General features: G+C 62.5%; 15 protein-coding genes. 5 read left to right on the top strand and 10 right to left on the bottom strand.

The window, feature by feature from the left end:
* Positions 1 to 133: 133 nt before the first annotated feature.
* Positions 134 to 1,024, bottom strand: a complete 891-nt coding sequence (locus tag M0D66_RS02460; RefSeq protein WP_200651791.1) for a LysR family transcriptional regulator — start codon at positions 1,022 to 1,024, stop codon at positions 134 to 136.
* Between the two features lie 167 nt (positions 1,025 to 1,191).
* On the opposite strand from M0D66_RS02460, the gene M0D66_RS02455 reads away from it, so the two are divergent.
* Positions 1,192 to 2,763, top strand: a complete 1,572-nt coding sequence (locus tag M0D66_RS02455; protein ID WP_266208890.1) for an MFS transporter — start codon at positions 1,192 to 1,194, stop codon at positions 2,761 to 2,763.
* Between the two features lie 276 nt (positions 2,764 to 3,039).
* On the top strand, positions 3,040 to 3,279 hold the full coding sequence (locus M0D66_RS02450) for a hypothetical protein (protein WP_200618985.1): 240 nt from the start codon (positions 3,040 to 3,042) through the stop codon (positions 3,277 to 3,279).
* Between the two features lie 30 nt (positions 3,280 to 3,309).
* Here M0D66_RS02450 and M0D66_RS02445 read toward each other — a convergent pair whose 3' ends face one another.
* A complete protein-coding gene (locus tag M0D66_RS02445; protein ID WP_093636851.1) occupies positions 3,310 to 3,747 on the bottom strand; it encodes a MerR family transcriptional regulator in 438 nt (145 codons plus the stop codon).
* 70 nt (positions 3,748 to 3,817) lie between these two features.
* Between M0D66_RS02445 and M0D66_RS02440 the strand changes: the two genes are divergently transcribed.
* Positions 3,818 to 5,053, top strand: coding sequence for an NADH:flavin oxidoreductase/NADH oxidase family protein (locus M0D66_RS02440; protein WP_211707922.1), 1,236 nt, complete (start codon positions 3,818 to 3,820; stop codon positions 5,051 to 5,053).
* Positions 5,054 to 5,114: 61 nt separating this feature from the next.
* Here M0D66_RS02440 and M0D66_RS02435 read toward each other — a convergent pair whose 3' ends face one another.
* From M0D66_RS02435 to M0D66_RS02420, 4 genes are all read right to left on the bottom strand, one after another.
* Positions 5,115 to 6,185 (bottom strand): rhodanese-like domain-containing protein, encoded by a 1,071-nt coding sequence (locus M0D66_RS02435; protein ID WP_211707929.1) that lies wholly within the window; start codon positions 6,183 to 6,185, stop codon positions 5,115 to 5,117.
* Between the two features lie 195 nt (positions 6,186 to 6,380).
* Positions 6,381 to 7,037: a peroxiredoxin gene (locus tag M0D66_RS02430; RefSeq protein ID WP_200619035.1), complete on the bottom strand. Its 657-nt coding sequence runs from the start codon at positions 7,035 to 7,037 to the stop codon at positions 6,381 to 6,383.
* 244 nt (positions 7,038 to 7,281) lie between these two features.
* The gene (locus M0D66_RS02425) at positions 7,282 to 8,775 is read right to left on the bottom strand and encodes a HAMP domain-containing sensor histidine kinase (RefSeq protein ID WP_266208889.1); all 1,494 of its coding nucleotides are present in this window, start codon (positions 8,773 to 8,775) and stop codon (positions 7,282 to 7,284) included.
* The gene (locus tag M0D66_RS02420; RefSeq protein WP_054033720.1) at positions 8,772 to 9,527 is read right to left on the bottom strand and encodes a response regulator transcription factor; all 756 of its coding nucleotides are present in this window, start codon (positions 9,525 to 9,527) and stop codon (positions 8,772 to 8,774) included. Before M0D66_RS02420 ends, M0D66_RS02425 begins: the two co-directional genes overlap by 4 nt.
* 254 nt (positions 9,528 to 9,781) lie before the next feature.
* Between M0D66_RS02420 and M0D66_RS02415 the strand changes: the two genes are divergently transcribed.
* Together M0D66_RS02415 and msrA are read left to right on the top strand one after the other, a co-directional pair.
* Complete coding sequence (locus tag M0D66_RS02415; RefSeq protein ID WP_266208888.1) at positions 9,782 to 11,644, top strand: cytochrome c biogenesis protein DipZ; 1,863 nt, start codon at positions 9,782 to 9,784, stop codon at positions 11,642 to 11,644.
* Between the two features lie 47 nt (positions 11,645 to 11,691).
* Positions 11,692 to 12,429 (top strand): peptide-methionine (S)-S-oxide reductase MsrA, encoded by a 738-nt coding sequence (gene msrA / locus M0D66_RS02410; RefSeq protein WP_200571610.1) that lies wholly within the window; start codon positions 11,692 to 11,694, stop codon positions 12,427 to 12,429.
* 29 nt (positions 12,430 to 12,458) lie between these two features.
* On the opposite strand, the gene M0D66_RS02405 is transcribed toward msrA, so the two are convergent.
* The 4 genes from M0D66_RS02405 to M0D66_RS02390 all read right to left on the bottom strand — a co-directional run bounded on the left by M0D66_RS02405 (position 12,459) and on the right by M0D66_RS02390 (position 17,125).
* Entirely contained in the window at positions 12,459 to 13,292 is an 834-nt protein-coding gene (locus tag M0D66_RS02405) for an AraC family transcriptional regulator (RefSeq protein WP_266208887.1), read from the bottom strand.
* A 123-nt stretch (positions 13,293 to 13,415) separates the two neighbouring features.
* Positions 13,416 to 14,924: a DHA2 family efflux MFS transporter permease subunit gene (locus M0D66_RS02400; protein ID WP_266208886.1), complete on the bottom strand. Its 1,509-nt coding sequence runs from the start codon at positions 14,922 to 14,924 to the stop codon at positions 13,416 to 13,418.
* 199 nt (positions 14,925 to 15,123) lie between these two features.
* On the bottom strand, positions 15,124 to 15,801 hold the full coding sequence (locus M0D66_RS02395; protein ID WP_093636887.1) for a glutathione S-transferase family protein: 678 nt from the start codon (positions 15,799 to 15,801) through the stop codon (positions 15,124 to 15,126).
* A gap of 100 nt (positions 15,802 to 15,901) precedes the next feature.
* Positions 15,902 to 17,125, bottom strand: coding sequence for a dienelactone hydrolase family protein (locus M0D66_RS02390; RefSeq protein ID WP_256457043.1), 1,224 nt, complete (start codon positions 17,123 to 17,125; stop codon positions 15,902 to 15,904).
* Positions 17,126 to 17,135: the final 10 nt, after the last annotated feature.

The raw sequence follows: 17,135 nt of genomic DNA, 5'->3' as shown, positions 1-17,135 counted from the left end.
TTTCGATTCCATAACGCACTGACGATTTATGCAACGGTGAGCAAATCACGTAATAGTTTGTATTGCATAAGGTTTTCTTAAGCATTGCGTGATCTGGTGACGCGGTGGGGTGTGGCTATTTTGAACCGTCGATTCACGAAGCCTTGAACAGCTTCGCGCACATGAAATCGACGAACACTCGAAGCTTCGGCGACAATTGCCGGCTCGATGGCCATAGGATCGAGAATTGTCCTGGTGCGATCCGCAGCTCGTCGAGCACCGTCGTGAGCATGCCTGTCGCGAGCGCGTCGCGTACCAGAAAGTCCGGCATATACCCAATGCCGAAATCCGCGATGACTGCCTCGCGCAGTGCTTCCATGTTGTTGAAGGTCATCGCCGTGCGCAGATTCGCAGGCTCACTGCCATTCGCCAACAGTCCCCACGGCTGGAGCTTGCCCGTTGTTGGAAACCGGTATCGCACGCACGCGTGCGCTTCCAGGTCGTGCAGCGTGCGCGGCACGCCCGCCTGCGCGAGATAGCGAGGCGACGCGCACAGCACGAAGCAGAAAGCGCCGAGACGACGCGACATCAGACTCGAATCCATTAGCGCGCCGCTACGGATGACCGCATCGAAACCGCCTTCGACGACATCCACGAGCCGGTCGTTGAAATCCAGATCAAGTTCGACATCGGGATAGCGGCGCGTGAATTCCGGCAGCACGGGGAACAGGAATCGATAGCCGATCGCGGGGAGGCTGACGCGCAGCTTGCCGCGTGGCGTTTGCGCGGCCTCCGACAGCACGGCCTGGGCATCGCGTAGATCTTCCAGTATCTGGCGACAGCGGTCGTAGAAGTGACGTCCCTCATCGGTGAGGGTGACCTTTCGTGTCGTGCGATGAAAGAGCCGCACGCCGAGCGCCTGTTCCAGTTTTGCAATCGTCTTGCCGACCGCCGACGCTGAGATGCCAAGCTTGCGGCCAGCAGCGACGAAGCTAAGCGCTTCTGCCGTGCTCACAAACGCGACGATTCCGTTGAGGTTGTCCATCAATCTCCGACGCCCCTAAAGTCGATTGGATTAAGGAATTTAACTCCTTTATTAACGGAACTCTACGTAGTTTTTAACTGATTGAATCCGAATTATCGTTGATCGCTCTGCCGGGAGTGCGCGCCGAGGAGGCGTAGCGCAGACCGGCTTCCGTTGGGGGAGCGTCGATGAGCAACACTTTTTCTTCCGTTTCATTGGGGCGTTCAGTCGCCATTCTCACGGCCGTTTGTCTCGCGGCGCTCGCGTTGCCGCTCAGTTTTTCGGCGGGTGCGCTGGCAACGCCCGCGATCGGCCGGGAGCTTGCGGGTAGTCCGGTCGAGATGAACTGGATCACGAATGCGTTCATGCTGACCTTTGGCAGCCTGCTGATGGCGGCGGGGACACTCGCAGACCGGTTTGGACGCAAGCGCTTATTCTCGATCGGTGTAAGTGGATTCACGCTTGTTTCGCTTTTGCTTGGCCTCGCGCCGTCGATCCTCGTGGTCGATTTGCTGCGCGCGATGCAGGGCGTTGCCGCGGCGGCCGCGCTGGCGGGTGGAACGGCGGCCCTCGCGCAGGAGTTCGATGGCCGCGCGCGCACCCGCGCGTTCAGTCTGCTCGGCACGACCTTCGGGCTTGGACTCGCACTCGGGCCTGTGCTGGCGGGTTTCATGATCGAGCGCTTCGGTTGGCGAGCGATCTTCGCGACAGGGGCCATTGCGGGTGTCCTGTCGCTGCTGTTCGGCGTGCCACAGATGCGTGAATCGCGCGATCCGGACGCGCGGCATATCGACTGGGCGGGAATCGCAACGTTCACCGGCGCGTTGTCGTGCTTTACGTTCGGCGTGATCCAGTCTTCGGAGAGCGGCTGGTCGAACCCGTTGGTCGTCGGATCGTTGTTGGGTGCGGCACTGCTTAGCGCCGCGTTCTGGGCAATCGAAACGCGAGTCGCGCGGCCCATGCTCGATCTGTCCTTGTTCCGCTATCCGCGTTTTGTCGGAGTGCAAGTGCTGCCGATCGCGACCTGCTACTGCTACATCGTGCTGCTTGTCGTATTGCCGCTGCGTTTCGTCGGTGCAGACGGCTGCAGCGAGATCGACGCTGGCTGGTTGATGCTCGCGCTGTCCGCGCCTATGCTCGTCGTGCCGTTCCTCGCGGCGACGCTCACGCGCTGGATGTCTGCCGGCGTCATCTCGGGTATCGGCTTGTTGATCGCCGCGGCCGGCCTGTACTGGCTGACCCATGTGTTCCACGACGGCGCGAGCAATGTGGCGATTGCACCCTTGCTCACAATCGGTGTTGGCGCTGGGATGCCCTGGGGATTGATGGACGGACTGTCGGTCAGCGTCGTGCCGAAGGAGCGTGCCGGGATGGCGACGGGTATCTTCAGCACCACGCGCGTTGCCGGCGAATGCATTGCACTCGCAACGGTCAGCGCAATTCTGGCCGCGATCACGCAGGCACGCGTGCTGGCAACCCTGGGATCCCATGCCCGATCCGCCGAAGTGTCCGAAGCCGCCGCGCGACTGGCTGCCGGCGATCTCGATCGCGCGTCGGCGCTTCTTCCGGACGTCGCACGAGCGACATTGCTGCACATCTACACCGACGCGTTCGGTCTTGTGCTCGGAGGCTTGACTGCCGTTACGCTGCTGTGCGCGATTGCGGTGTTCGTGATTCTTGGCCGCGCTCGCGCCGATGACGATGCGTCGGCGGATCTTGAGAGACGAGTGGTTGTGCTGACGAACGCCGACTTGCCCTAAAATGCCGCTTACCGTTACGTACTATAAATTCCAAGACCAACCATGCCACGCTACGCCACATCGAGTCTCCGACGCGCTTCCGCCGGCGTCATGTTGGCTACGATCTCTACCTTGGTAACCGGCTGTAGTGACGGGATATCCGAGGCCGACGCCGCATTCGTTACCACCGGGACGCCGCCCCAATTCGAATCAATGCGGATGTACGGCGCAGCGCCGGACAACCCCGCTCCGGGTAGCGGCAACACGCATGCTTCGGGCGGGCTCCGCCAGGGGTGTATGGCGATCATCCGCGCGGGGGGCCGGGATGTGCGCGAAACGGTGATTCTCGAGAACGAGCCGGGTCCGTCCTTCGATCTTGATGTCATCCGTACGTCCGACGGATGGAGCGTGACTTCGGACGGACTCACACCGCCGAGCACCGACCCCGTGGGTTTCCGCACGCGCTTCACGCACTGCGTGAACGCCATCCGCGACAAGTACGCAGCTGAACCGGAAAAGGCGCCGTTCAACAAATAAGCTTTGATCGTGGTGCGCGCGCGGCCTGCTTCATTCGTGTCGGGTCTTTGACCGGCGCGACGGTTCCTGCTGTTGTGCCAGGAGCTGATTGGCCAATTCCTCGCCATCGACACACTTTCCTTGAGCCCACGCTTCGCTGAGCGTGGTGCGAAGCGTGCGTAGCGTCTTTCGCTGCAGACGCAGGGCGGTCATGAGTTGCTCGATCTCCTCGAGCCGCGTATCGAGTTTGTGCAGCAAATCCTCTTTCGGATAAAGCTCGTCACCAGAGAAGGCCTCGCGCAGCCTGTCGAGCGGAAAGCCCAGGTTCTGCGCCAATTGCACCACGCGCAGGCGCCCAATGGCCTGCTCAGAGTAGACGCGATAACCGTTGGGACTGCGCTCCGGCTCGGGCAGCAAGCCGCTCTGCTCGTAAAAGCGGATGGCGGACGGTGCGAGGCCGGTTTTTTCCGCGAGTTCGCCGATTCTCATAACGCTTGACCTTCAAGTTGACTTGAATCTTAGTATAGCGGCATCGCTCCTTTCGTATGCTGACTTTGCCATGACTACATCGTTGTTCACGCCCGTGCAGTTACCCAACGGCAGCTGGCTGCCAAACCGTCTCGCCAAAGCGGCGATGGAAGAGAATCTTGCCGACGCGGGGCAACTGCCTGGCGAGACGATCCATCGCCTATACCGTTCGTGGGCCGAAGGCGGCGCAGGTCTTATCGTCACGGGCAACGTGATGATCGACGGCCGGGCGCTAACCGGGCCAGGCGGGATTGTGCTTGAGGCCAATACGCCTCTCGCACCCTTCACGCAGTGGTCACAAGCGGCCCGCAGCCGTGGTGCCCAGGTGTGGATGCAGATCAATCATCCGGGCCGGCAGGTGCTCGCGGCAATGGGCGGCACGGCGTGGGCGCCTTCGGCTGTGCCGATGGCGCTCGGCAAACACAGCAAGCTGTTCGCGCAGCCGAGCGCCATGAGCGAGGCTGAGATAAGCGAGACCATCGGCCGCTTTGCGGCGACGGCGCACGCTGCCGAGCAGGCGGGGTTTACGGGCGTGGAAATTCACGCCGCACATGGCTATTTGATTTCGCAATTCCTTTCGCCGCTGACCAATCGCCGCTCCGACCGTTGGGGCGGCAATCTTGCCAACCGTGCCCGTCTGTTGCTGGACGTGGTGCGTGCGGTACGCGCAAGGGTTCCGCCGGGTTTTTGCGTGGCCGTCAAACTGAACTCCGCTGATTTTCAGCGCGGTGGCTTTTCGGAAGAGGACGCCCGGCAAGTCGTGCTGTGGCTGAATGACCTGTCGGTCGACCTGGTCGAGCTATCCGGCGGCAGCTACGAAAGCCCTGCGATGCAGGGCGACACTGCCGACGGGCGCACCCTCGCGCGCGAAGCCTATTTCCTCGAATTCGCCAAGGATCTGGCCGGTGTCGCCACGATGCCTGTCATGACCACCGGTGGCATCCGGCGCCGCGCTGTGGCCGAGCAGGTGCTGAACAGTGGTGTCGCCGTCGTCGGCATGGCCACGGCGCTTGCCGTGATGCCCGATCTGCCGGCACGCTGGCAGGCAGGCGCCGATCTGGGGGCGCACATGCAGCCGGTCGAGTGGCGCGACCGGGCACTTGCGGCAATCGCGCGCATGGCGCTCGTCAAACGCCGTCTGCGTTCGCTCGGCACGGGACGTACTGCGCCCGCTCAGTATTCCGCGGTCTTAACGTTGATCATGGATCAACTGCGCACGCGCCGCCTGACGCGGCGTTATCGGCAATGGAAGCAGGAGCACGCGTGAAGCGTTAAATCAGACGCGGCGTGGCCGATGGATCGCCATCAGCCGACGATTGACGATTCCGTCACATGCTGGCGTTTTCAACGACGCGGCCCTCCGCGCGCCAGCGGAGCATGCCGCCGGGCAGGTTGGCAACCTGCTCGAATCCGGCTTGCCGCAGCATGATCGTGGCTTGTGCCGACCGTCCGCCGGCCCGGCAGACGGTCACGATCGGGCGTTCCTTCGTGAGTTCGGCGATACGCCCGGCGAGCTCACCCAATGGAATGAGCTTCGCAACCGGGATGCGCCCCAGTGGCCCGCTGAACTCGTCGGGCTCGCGCACGTCGACGACCTCGACTGCCCGCAGATTTTCCTCGAGCCACTGGGCGTTGATTTCCCAGATGCCCGCAAAGCTGCATGTCAGTGGCGCCCAATCGGGCTCCGCCATCTGCGCGGGGTAGCTTGCCGCCAGGCCGCATTTCAGGTTTGCGGGTACCGCCACGTCGATCTGCTTCGGATGCGGCAGGCGCAGGTTCGTCATGTATCCGGCGAAATCGTCTTCACACAATTCACCGCCAAGACGCGGATTGAAGCGTCGCTCCTCATCCACGCTGGTGACCGTTAAACCGCGATAGTCGTGGGCCGGGTAGAGCAGGCACGCGGCGGGCAGCGTAAAGATGTTGTTGTGGACCGCGCGAAACATGGCGTGCGCGTCACCGCGCTGGAAATCCGTTCGACCCGTGCCTCTGATCAACAGGCAGTCGCCGGTAAACGCCATGGTCTCGTTGTCGAGTACGAGTGTGATGCATCCATCGGTATGACCCGGCGTGGCGCGTATGGACAAGTACCTTGCGCCGAACTCGACCTTGTCGCCATGGCTCAGATAGCGGTCCGCACCTTCGGCGCCGCTTGCGGCCGAGATCGCAATCCGGCTACCTGTGCGGCGATTCAACATCCATGCACCGGTCACGTGATCGGCGTGGACGTGAGTGTCGATGGTGTAAAGCAGATGCAATCCAAGTTCTTCGATCAGGGCAGCGTCCCGGCGCACCTGTTCGAATACCGGATCGACCAGCACGGCCTCTCGCGTTGCGCTATCGGCAAGAAGATACGTGTAGGTTGAGGATTGCTGATCGAATAGCTGCCGGAAGATCAACACGATTTCACCCCGTGGCCCGCTTTTGCGAGCGGTTAAGGATCGCGGCTCATGGAGTGTCGCCAAACCGTACCGCAGGCAGTCGATTTGGACGCACCCCGTTCGGCGGGCCGGGCGCGTGGATGCACCCGGACTCGCATCGGCCGCCGCACTTCGACACTATCTGGCGCTCGTCGCTCCAATCAATGAGCGCTTTTACTTCGGTTGCGTAACGTATCGCAGATAAGGCTTCACGGTTTTGAAACCCTCAGGATATTTTTGCATTGCGGCATCGTTGGAAACGGACGTTGGAATGATCACGTCTTCACCCGGCTTCCAGTTTACCGGCGTCGCCACCGTATGTTTCGCGTTGAGTTGCAGGGCGTCGAGCAACCGCAGCACTTCGTCGAAATTGCGGCCTGCACTCATCGGATAGACGAGCATGGCTTTGACCTTCTTGTCGGGCCCGATGATAAACACGGAGCGAACGGTCGCGTTGTCCACCGCGGTGCGCGGGCCGCCGCCGCTCGCTTCGGGATGAATCATGTCGTAGAGCTTCGCGACCGTCAGGTCCGAGTCGCCGATCAACGGGTAGTTGACCGCGTGGCCCTGCGTCTCCGCGATATCCTTGACCCACTCCTTGTGATCGCCGACGGGATCGATGCTGAGCCCGATAATTTTTGTGTTGCGCTTATCGAATTCTGGCTTGAGACCCGCCAGGTAGCCGAGTTCCGTCGTACAAACCGGGGTGAAATCCTTCGGATGCGAAAACAGGATCGCCCAATGGTCTCCGATCCATTCGTGAAAATGGATCGTCCCTTCGGTGGTTTCAGCAGTGAAATCGGGAGCGTTTTCTCCTAGTCGAATCGACATCATCAGTCTCCATAGGTGAGTGCACCGAGGTACCCGTGCCGCGGTCGGCGTGACGTCCCCTGGGCTGCCTGGGTGTTGAGTGGCAATTGGTCTGACTAGAGACTACCCTTCGGCCGCTTACACCGTATTGCACCGGAGGACCGTCTGCGGGCGCAGCAGATTCAGAGACGCTCCCAAATAGCCGGGATGCAGGAAAGACATCGGGACGCGCTGCGGGTCGCTCCTATAGCGTATAACAAAAAAGTCAGAGCGGGATACCGGCGACAGCCGGCTTTTCGGTGGTCGCCAGCTCGAAACAGAATGCCGTGCCCGTTCCCTCACGTTCGAGCAGGCGTATCTGGCTGTGATGCAACTGCAGCATGCGCTGCACGATCAGCAGACCGAGTCCGCCGCCGCGATGCGCGCCACCTGAACTGAACGGACGTTCGAACAGCCCTTCGCGCTGCTCCGCTGGAATGCCGGGACCCGTGTCGCTCACCGTGACCGATACCTTGCCGTCCTTGTGCGCGAGATCGATGTCGATCGACCCGCCGGCGGGCGTGTGGCGAATCGCGTTGTCGAGCAGGTTCGTCAGCACACGCTCGATCATCCCCAGGTCGGCGTAGACCGCCGGCAGACGAGGGGGAAAATCGGCGCGCAACTGGATGTGCCGCGCCTCGGCCGGCAACTCGAATTTCTGGAAGACGTCCTGGACCAGATCGACCAGCGAGAACGGCTCGAGTGCGGGTTGTACGTTCCCGTGTTCGAGCCGGGCCAGTTCGAATAGCGCCTGCGCGAGCCGCCCGACCTTGACGCTCTGCGCAAGCGCAATCGCCAGATAGCGTTTGCGCTCGGTTTCGCCGAGCGTCTCGGCTTTGAGCGACAGCGTCTCGAGGTATCCATGCAGCGAGGTCAGCGGCGTGCGCAGGTCGTGCGAAATATTGGCGATCAGTTCGCGCCGTTGCTGATCCTGGCGCGTCAGCGCGCGCCACTGCTCGCCGATGCGGTTGGCCATCTGCGCGAACGTCGCTTCGAGTACGCCGATTTCGTCGCGCCGTCCGGCAGGCGACGAGCGTGGCACCGCCGGCTGAGTGTCCGGCTCGCCATCGGCATCGAAACGGCGCATGGCGTCGGTGAGGCGGCGTAGCGGCCGCGTGATCAGGCCGAATGCCGTCAACCCCGCAAGCAATCCCAGCAGCGCGACCAGCGCCATCGACCAGAGCGTGGTACGCAGCACCGAGCTGGCGGCGACGCGTGCGGCGAGCGCGTCGTGTTCCTCGCCGAGCAGGACCACGTAGATATAACCGGAGGGCGGCTGCCCGTTCAGTTGCAGCGGCGCGGCGCTAAACACTTTTTTCCCGTCGACGCTGCGCGGGTCGTCGCCGAGGATCGGCAACGCGTCCCCGGCGATGAATTGCCGGACGGGCGCGAGATCCACCTGAGCGCGCTTGACGTGGCCCACGGGGGCGTCGTCGCCCTCGATGCGCCCCTGATTGTCAAGCAGATACACCTCGACGCTCGGATTCACCATCATCAACTGGCCGAACAGCTGGCGCACCGCGTCGGGCCGCAGGCCGTTCGCGTCCATCAGCGTGGTGCGATGCGCGATATGGTTGGCGAGATCCTTTGACAGGCGCTGCACGACTTCCTTTTCGTGCAGGTCGCTCGAACGGATCTGCAGCCACGCCGACGCGCCGCAGCACGCCAGCAGCAATGCTGAGAAGACGATCGAGAGCCGCTGGGTTAGTGTCAGGTTCACGGCGCGTCCTGAGGTGCGCCGGCGGGCGTGGGCCCGTCGCCTGGATTGCCAGGCATAGCCAGCTTGTAGCCGCGTCCCCAGACGGTCAGGATGCGCTCGGGTTGGGCGGGGTCGGTCTCGATCTTCGCGCGCAGGCGGTTGATGTGGGTGTTGACGGTGTGTTCGTAGCCCTCGTGCTGATAGCCCCATACAGCGTTGAGCAGATCCATCCGCGAGAACACTTTGCCGGGATGCTGCGCGAAGTAATACAGCAGGTCGAATTCACGCGGCGTCAGTTCAATCGGCTTGCCGTCCACTGTCGCCTCGCGCGTCAGCGGATCGATCGTGAGCCCGGCGAGTTGCAGACTGCCCGCGTCGATGCGCGAGTCTTTTGCCATGGCTTCGACGCGCCGCAGCAAAGCTTTGACGCGCGCAACCAGCTCGAGCACGGAGAACGGCTTGGCCAGGTAGTCGTCGGCGCCGAGTTCGAGGCCGAGGATCCGGTGCACTTCGCTCGACCGCGCGCTGGTGATGATGATCGGCGTATAGCGCGTCATCGCGCGGGCGCGCCGGCAGATTTCCAGACCGTCGACGCCGGGCAGCATCAGGTCGAGGATCAGCGCGTCCCAGCCGCCTTGCTCCAGCAGGCGCAGCCCTTCGCTGCCGTCGGCGCTGTGCACGACTTCGTAGCGCTCGTCGCGCAGATGAAGGCTCAGCACGTTGGCGATGTCGACGTCGTCTTCAACGATCAGGATGCGCTTCAATGGGTCCATGGAGGGCTTTGGCCGCGGGTAAGGGTGTGGTTCGGGGCGTGGTTCAGGGCGGTGGAAAGACAGGGCGCCCGCAAAAACGGGCCGTTGCGCCATTGTGCAAAATTTCCGGGCGGCGAGTTATCACATTTAATTTAACTTTTCGTGAGGACTTTGACACCCTTCGCGCCCTAGGATGTGGGCACTTTCCGCTGATCTGCAGCGTACCCAAGCCGCGTAACCATCCTAACTGACACAAAACATCGCCCGGAACCGACATGCTACTCATCGTTCTTGCCTATCTTGGCGGCGCTCTGACGATCCTCAGTCCGTGCATCCTGCCGGTGCTGCCCTTTGTCTTCGCGCGCGCCGATCAGCCTTTCGTGCGCAGCGGGCTGCCATTGCTGGCCGGCATGGCGCTGACTTTCGCCATCGTCGCGACCCTCGCCGCCGTGGGCGGCGGTTGGGTCACGCAGGCTAACCAGTATGGCCGCTGGCTTGCAATTGCCTTGCTCGCCATCTTCGGACTGACGCTGTTGCTGCCGCGTTTCGCCGATCATCTGATGCGTCCGCTGGTGAGCGCCGGCAATCGCCTGTCGAATTTCGCGCAGGGCGACGGTCAGCAGGTTCGCGCGGGATCGTCCTTTCTGCTGGGCATCGCGACCGGCTTGCTGTGGGCGCCGTGCGCCGGTCCGATTCTCGGCCTGGTGCTGACCGGCGCGGCATTGCGGGGCGCGAGCGTCGGTACCACGCTACTGCTGGTTGCCTACGCGGCCGGCGCGGCGACTTCGCTCGCAGTGGCGCTGCTGATCGGCGGCCGGGTGTTCACGGCGATGAAGCGCTCGCTGGGCGCGGGCGAGTGGATCCGTCGCGGGATCGGCGCGGCGATGCTGTGCGGCGTGGTGGCGATTTCGCTCGGGCTCGACACCGGCGTGCTGGCACGTGTATCGACCATCGCTACCGGTGGCCTTGAACAGAAACTGGTCGACAAGCTCTCGCCCGGCGCGACGCCGGCTAATCCGGTGGCGGCGGGTAATAAGACCAATGCACCAGCCAATGCTTCAGGTAGCGACGCCGTGATGACGGCCAACCCCACCGCCGATGCAAGCGACGCCGGCGCGATGATGCGCGCTTCGCAAGGCGCGTCAGGCGGCGCGGCTGCGTTGCCCGTCGAAGGTGTGCTGCCGACCTTGAACGGCGCTGTTCAGTGGCTGAATTCACCGCCGCTGACGGTTCAGGACCTGCGCGGCAAAGTTGTGCTGGTCGATTTCTGGACGTACTCCTGCATCAACTGCCTGCGTTCGCTGCCGTACGTGAAAGCGTGGGCGCAGAAGTACAAGGACCAGGGGCTCGTCGTCATCGGCGTGCATGCACCGGAATTCGCGTTCGAACGCAATGTCGACAACGTGAAGAAGGCTGTCCACGATCTCGGCGTCGACTATCCCGTCGCGATCGACAACAACTACGCGATCTGGCGTGCGCTGAACAATCAGTACTGGCCGGCCCATTATTTCGTCGATGGTAAAGGGCAGATTCGCTATCACCACTTCGGCGAAGGCGACTATGCGGAATCGGAAAAGGTGATTCAGGAATTGCTGACTGAGGCAGGGCATGCGAATGCGTCGAAGGTCGCAATCGGCATTACCGGCACGGGCGCGCAAGGCGTGCAGGCAGCGGCCGACAGCGCCGACATGCAATCGCCGGAAACCTATATCGGATACGAGCGTGCCGAGAATTTCACGTCGCCCGGCGGCGCAGCGGAGGACAAGGTCCATACCTATAAGGCGCCGTTACAGCCCGCTGTCAACGATTGGGGGCTCGCCGGCGCGTGGAATGTGGGCGCCGAACACGCGACGCTCGAGGCGGCCTCCGGACGCATCATCTATCGCTTCCATGCGCGTGATCTGCATCTGGTGCTCGGTCCGGGCAAGGACGGCAAGCCGGTTCGCTTCCGCGTAAGCGTGGACGGCGCCGCACCGGGCGCTGCGCACGGAACGGACGTCGCCGCCGACGGTACCGGCACCGTTACCGAACAGCGTCTTTATCAACTCGTGCGGCAAACCGGCGATGTTACGGATCACACGTTCTCGATCGAGTTTCTGGATCCGGGCGTGCAAGCGTATGCCTTTACGTTTGGCTAAGCCGAGCCTGACGGCGTGACTCAACCACTCATTGAAAGACTGACATCATGCAAACAACCTCTACTAGCAAGGTTTCCCAGCGCAGGCGTTCGTCGTTTTTCCGGCTCGCGGGTTGCGTCGCCATTGCGGCGGGCGTCTTCGCCGCGCAGCGCATCGCGAACTCAGCCGAATCAATGACGAAGATTCCACCGCCTGCCCATGACGAGAGCGTCGGCGCTGTGCACAGCGAAACCGCTGTGTTCGCGGGCGGTTGCTTCTGGGGCGTTCAGGGTGTATTCGAACACGTGCGCGGCGTGAAGCAGGTCGCCTCGGGATACACGGGCGGCGCGGCCGGCACCGCGCAATATGAAACCGTCAGCGAGGGCGATACTGGGCATGCCGAATCGGTGCAGGTCACCTATGACCCGACGCAGATAACCTACGGACGTTTGCTGCAGATTTTCTTCTCGGTCGCACACGACCCCACCGAGCTGAACTACCAGGGCCCCGATCACGGCACGCAATACCGCTCGGCGATCTTTCCAGCCAATCCTGAGCAGCGTAGCGTCGCGCAGTCATACATTGCGCAGCTCGACAAGGCGCACGTGTTTTCAGGGCCGATCGTCACGCGCGTGGAGGATTTCAAGGGCTTCTATCCGGCGGAAAGCTATCACCAGAATTTCCTCGCGTTGCATCCTGACTACCCGTACATCGTGATCAACGATCTGCCGAAGGTGAGCGGACTGAAACGCATGTTTCCCGATCTGTATCGCAACGATCCGGTGCTGCTCAAAGTGAGCGGCTAGTTTCTGGAGCGAGCCGCTCAACGCTCGAATCAAGCCTTCAACGGTAGCCAGATTTCGAGTCCACCCATGCCGCTGACCGGATCGAACTTCTCGTCGTAGCGCTCGAAGTTGGGCGCATCGGCGGGAATGTGTCCCGATGCCGGCAGCCACTGATTCCAGATCGTGTTCCAGGTGCGCCGTATGGTCGAGATGTGCTCGCGGTGGCTGAACACTGCGTAGCGTTGCGGGGAAATACGCAAGCGGCTCAGTTCGGCAGGCAATGCCGAAAAGTCGCTGACTTCGACACCGCACAGATAGTCGATATTGCCGGTGTCGTCGGCGTTGTAGCAGACGCCATACGCCACGTTGCCGAGCTGGCCCGGCACTCTGCCGAAGTATTCGCCGAAGCGCTGCCACTGCGAAGGAATCGCGGCGCAGGTTTCGCTTGTATAGCGCTCGCTCAGGCCCGCGACGAGAAACGGTTTGCCGTCTTCGAAACGCGGCGGTTCGAGATGCGTGAGAAGGGTTTCGTCCATTTTGATCGGCTCCACGATAGCAATGTTGTCGAGGTGACCACGCGTGCGCAGCGCTTCGGGCGTCAGTCCGAATTGCTCGCGAAACGCGCGCGTGAATGCTTCGTGAGAACCGTAACCGGCCTCGATGGCGACGGTCAGAATATCGGGTGCACCGTCGGCGAGGCGTCGTGCCGCTTCGCTCAAGCGGCGCGCGCGAACATAGCGCATGACCGAAAGCCCCGTGGCCGCTTCGAAAGCACGCGCCAGGTGAAAGCGCGACACGCATCCACAGTTGGCGATGTCGTCGAGCGTCAACTCGCGCGCAAAGTGGCTTTCGATAAACCAGAGCGCTTTTCCAACGGGGTTCATATTGGCTCTCACGTCAGCATGAAGCCAGCATAGCCAGGCGCGATGCGGCGCATTTGATCGCGCTTGCGGTTTTGCGGTGGGCGACTGACTGACCGCGATCGGCCTGGTTTCAGATCGGGGAGGTCAGTAGTTTTCGGTCGCTGCCGCGTTACCAGCGCCATGCGACTGTGCTGCAGTGGACCCGCGGTCACCGTGTGCATCCTCGTGCGCGTTCGCGTTCGCGCCACCGGGTTGCCCCGGTCGCAGCAGCAAACCGCCCAATACACCCGCCGCCGCCGCGAAGATCGCACCGAACAGGAACGCCACGTGATAGCCGCTATTGAGCGCTGCTACCGCGTTTTCAGACGCTTGCATTGCGTCACTGCGCGCTGCCGCCAGACTTGCGAGCACCGCGAGACCGAGCGCTCCCCCCATCATGAACGACGTATTGACGATCCCGGACGCAAGGCCCGAATCGCTTGGATCGACGTCGCTCATGGCGGCCAGCAGCAGGGGATTGAATGCGATGCCCGCGCCGAAGCCGAGCAGGATCATGCCGGGCAGCACGTCGAGCACGAAGCTGCCGTTGACGGGCGCGCGTGCAAACAGCGCGAGGCCAATCGCCGCGACCAGCAACCCGGCGGCAAGCGGCGCGCGCAGGCCGAAGCGCATCACCACGCGTGCCGACAGGCCCAACGAGAAGAACGCCATGATCAGATTGGCCGGCAAAAACGCGAGCCCGACCTGCAAGGGCCGGTAACCGAGCACGCGCTGCAGATACAACGCGGAGATGAAGAACCACGCGAACATCGCCGCTGCCCACAGTACGCCGACCACATTAGCAGTCGCGACATTGCGCAGGCGGAACAGACCGAGCGGCATCAACGGATGCTGCACGCGCGCCTCGATCACGAGAAACACGGCCAGTAGCGCCAGCGCAGCGAACAGCAGGCCGAGCGTCTGCGCCGAGGTCCAGCCGGCTTCATTGCCGTTCACGACCGCGTACACGGCCAGCATCAGCGAAGCGGTGACCGTTACGGCACCGGCCACGTCGAGCCGTTCGCCATGAGCATGACCGCGTGCCGACGGTAGGAGCGCCACGCACAGCCCGTAGACAGCGATACCAATCGGCAGGTTGACGAGAAAGATCCAGTGCCAGCTCAGCAGGTTGGTCAGCAGACCGCCGAGCAACACGCCGATGCTGCCACCGCCTGCGCAGACGAAACCGTAGATACCCATCGCTTTCGCCCGTTCGCCCGGTTCGGTGAACAGATTCATGATCAGCGACAGCGAAACAGCGGAGACGACTGCGCCGCCCAAACCCTGCACGGCACGCGCGCAGACCAGCAGGATTTGCGAATTCGCCAGGCCGCACGCGAGCGACGCCAGCGTGAACAGCGTGATGCCGCCGAGGAACAGCTTGCGATGGCCGTAGAGATCGCCCAGCCGTCCGCCGAGCAGCAGGCAGCCGCCGAAGGTAAGCATGTACGCATTGACCACCCACACCAGCGAGGTTTCGCTAAAGCCGAGGTCCGCGGCGATCGACGGCAGGGCAACGTTCACGATGGTCGTATCGAGCACGATCATCAGCACGCCGAGGCACAGAACGATCAGCGCCAGCCAGCGTTTGTTGCCGTGGATGGAATGGGTCATGCAGGGGCTCCTTTGCCGTGGTCTATCAAGCTCAAGCAGGCTCAAGCGGGCGCCAGCGGATGCAAGCGAATGCCGGACGTTCCGCCGCCCGGCACGAATTCAAAGCCCGGTCGGCAACCCGTTGATGGCAATGGGGATTTTTAGTCTAGCACCCGCGAGTTTTAAGCCACAACTACGAATTCCTGGGCGGGGTTGGCCGTCAATCGCCGCCCAGCAGTTCGTATTTGCCGCCGCGCTCCAGCGCCCGCTGATAGGCCGGCCGCGCGTGAATGCGTTTCAGGAAATCGACGACGGCGGGAATCTGCCCTTCCATGCCGCCGCGTGCGGTGGCGGCTTCGAGCGGAAAGCTCATCTGAACGTCGGCCGCCGTGAAGTCGTTGCCGACGAACCAGCCAGTCGCGCTCAATTCCTTGTTGATGAAACCGAGGTGCAGCTTCAACTGCGGATCGATGAAGCTCGATTGGAGCGTCCATGCGATCTTGCGGGCGATGGGCTTGGCGAAGAACGGCATCGGCGCGCTGGCGATGCGCAGGGCGATCAGTTTCAGCAGCAGCGGTGGCATGGCCGAGCCTTCCGCATAGTGCATCCAGTACGTGTAGCGCAGCCGCTCCGGTGTGCCCGCTGCGGGCGCGAAGCGGCCTTGACCGTACTTATCGACCAGATACTCGATGATTGCGCCGGATTCGGCGAGGGTCTGGCCATCGTCCGTAATGACGGGCGACTTGCCGAGCGGATGCACCGCGCGCAACTCGGGTGGCGCCAGCATCGTGTTCGGGTCGCGCTCGTAGCGCTTGATCTCGTAGGGCACGCCGAGTTCTTCGAGCAGCCACAACACGCGTTGCGAGCGGGAGTTGTTCAGATGATGGACGGTCAGCATGGGTCGAGGGAGGTTGGCCGGTGAAGCGTCACATCATAGGGGTGTTGAGCCGAGGCGGGGCTCTATTTGCTTGTCTCCGTCCTCGCCCCCCGGCCACCCCTCACACGCGCGACTTTGCGCCCATCAACTGGTTCGACGGCAAGGTTTCATCGAGCAGCTTGCGCGCGCTTTCTATGCCAGCCACCGGCAGTCCCTCGGGATTCAGCAAGCCGACCTGCACCAGCACCGATGCCTGATCCCAATAGATGTGCTCGTTGTACAGCTTGTCGCCGCGAAAGCACACCACGGCCAGCATCGGTACTTCGAAATATTTACCGGTTGGCGCGACGCCAGGTAGCAGCCAATCGATCTCGCAGCTATGCGTGCAACTGAAAATGAATTCATCGACGATGCGATCCGCGCCGATCGTGCGCGAAATCGGAATCAGCTTCGTATCGGCAGGATTCGAATTGACGAAGTGATGCGTGTAGAAACGCTTGAGCTTGTCATGGCCCACGCCGCCGGTCATGGTGGGGACGTGGTTGACGTAAGGTTGCGCGACCATGGTCGGCATGACGGCGTCGACGTCGCGCGTGGCGAACTCGTAATAGCAATGCGCTTCCCACAACGCGTTCAGATCGTAGACCGGACCCAGCACCTTACGGAGCAGGGCAAGCGTGCGCGAATAGGCCATCATCGCGGCGGGTTTGTCGTACTGCGGACGCGATGGTGCGGCGAATGCATGATCGCAACCGGGGTACACGTATTGCTCGATCTGCGGGCGCGTGCGCAATGCGGCGCTGATTCGTTCGCGCGTTTCGGGCGGGCAATGTGCATCGTTTTCAGGGAAGTGAAACACCATCGGGCAGCGCACGGCCGGCACTTCATCCAGATACGCTTCGAGGCCAACGCCGTAGTAGCTGATCGCGCAGTCCACGTCGGTGCGTGCCGCGCTCAGGAACGCGAGTTTGCCGCCGAGACAGTAGCCGACCGTGCCTACCTTGCCGGCCTGTTCGGGCAACGTGCGCAATGTGGCGACCGTTGCCGCGATATCGTCGACGGCGAGATCGACGTCGAAGCTCCCGAGATAGTCGAGCGCCTGCTTCATATCCGCCTCGCCATAGCCGAGCGAGATGCCTGGCTTGATCCGCCAGAACAGATCCGGCACCAGCACGACATAACCTTCTTCTGCGAAGCGGTCGGCCATCGATTTCATGTAGTCGTTGATACCGAAGATTTCCTGCAGGAGCACGAGCCCCGGGCCCGAGCCTTGCGCCGGACGCGCGACGTAGGCGTTGAAACGGCCGCCATCCTGGGCGACGACTTCGATGAAAGAGGCGGCCATGCGGTGTGTC

This window comes from Paraburkholderia sp. SECH2 (genome assembly GCF_030464795.1).
GTDB classification, from domain to species: Bacteria; Pseudomonadota; Gammaproteobacteria; order Burkholderiales; family Burkholderiaceae; genus Paraburkholderia; species Paraburkholderia aspalathi.
Note: the sequence above shows the minus strand (reverse complement) of the source record. Positions and strands in the feature narration are given on the sequence as shown.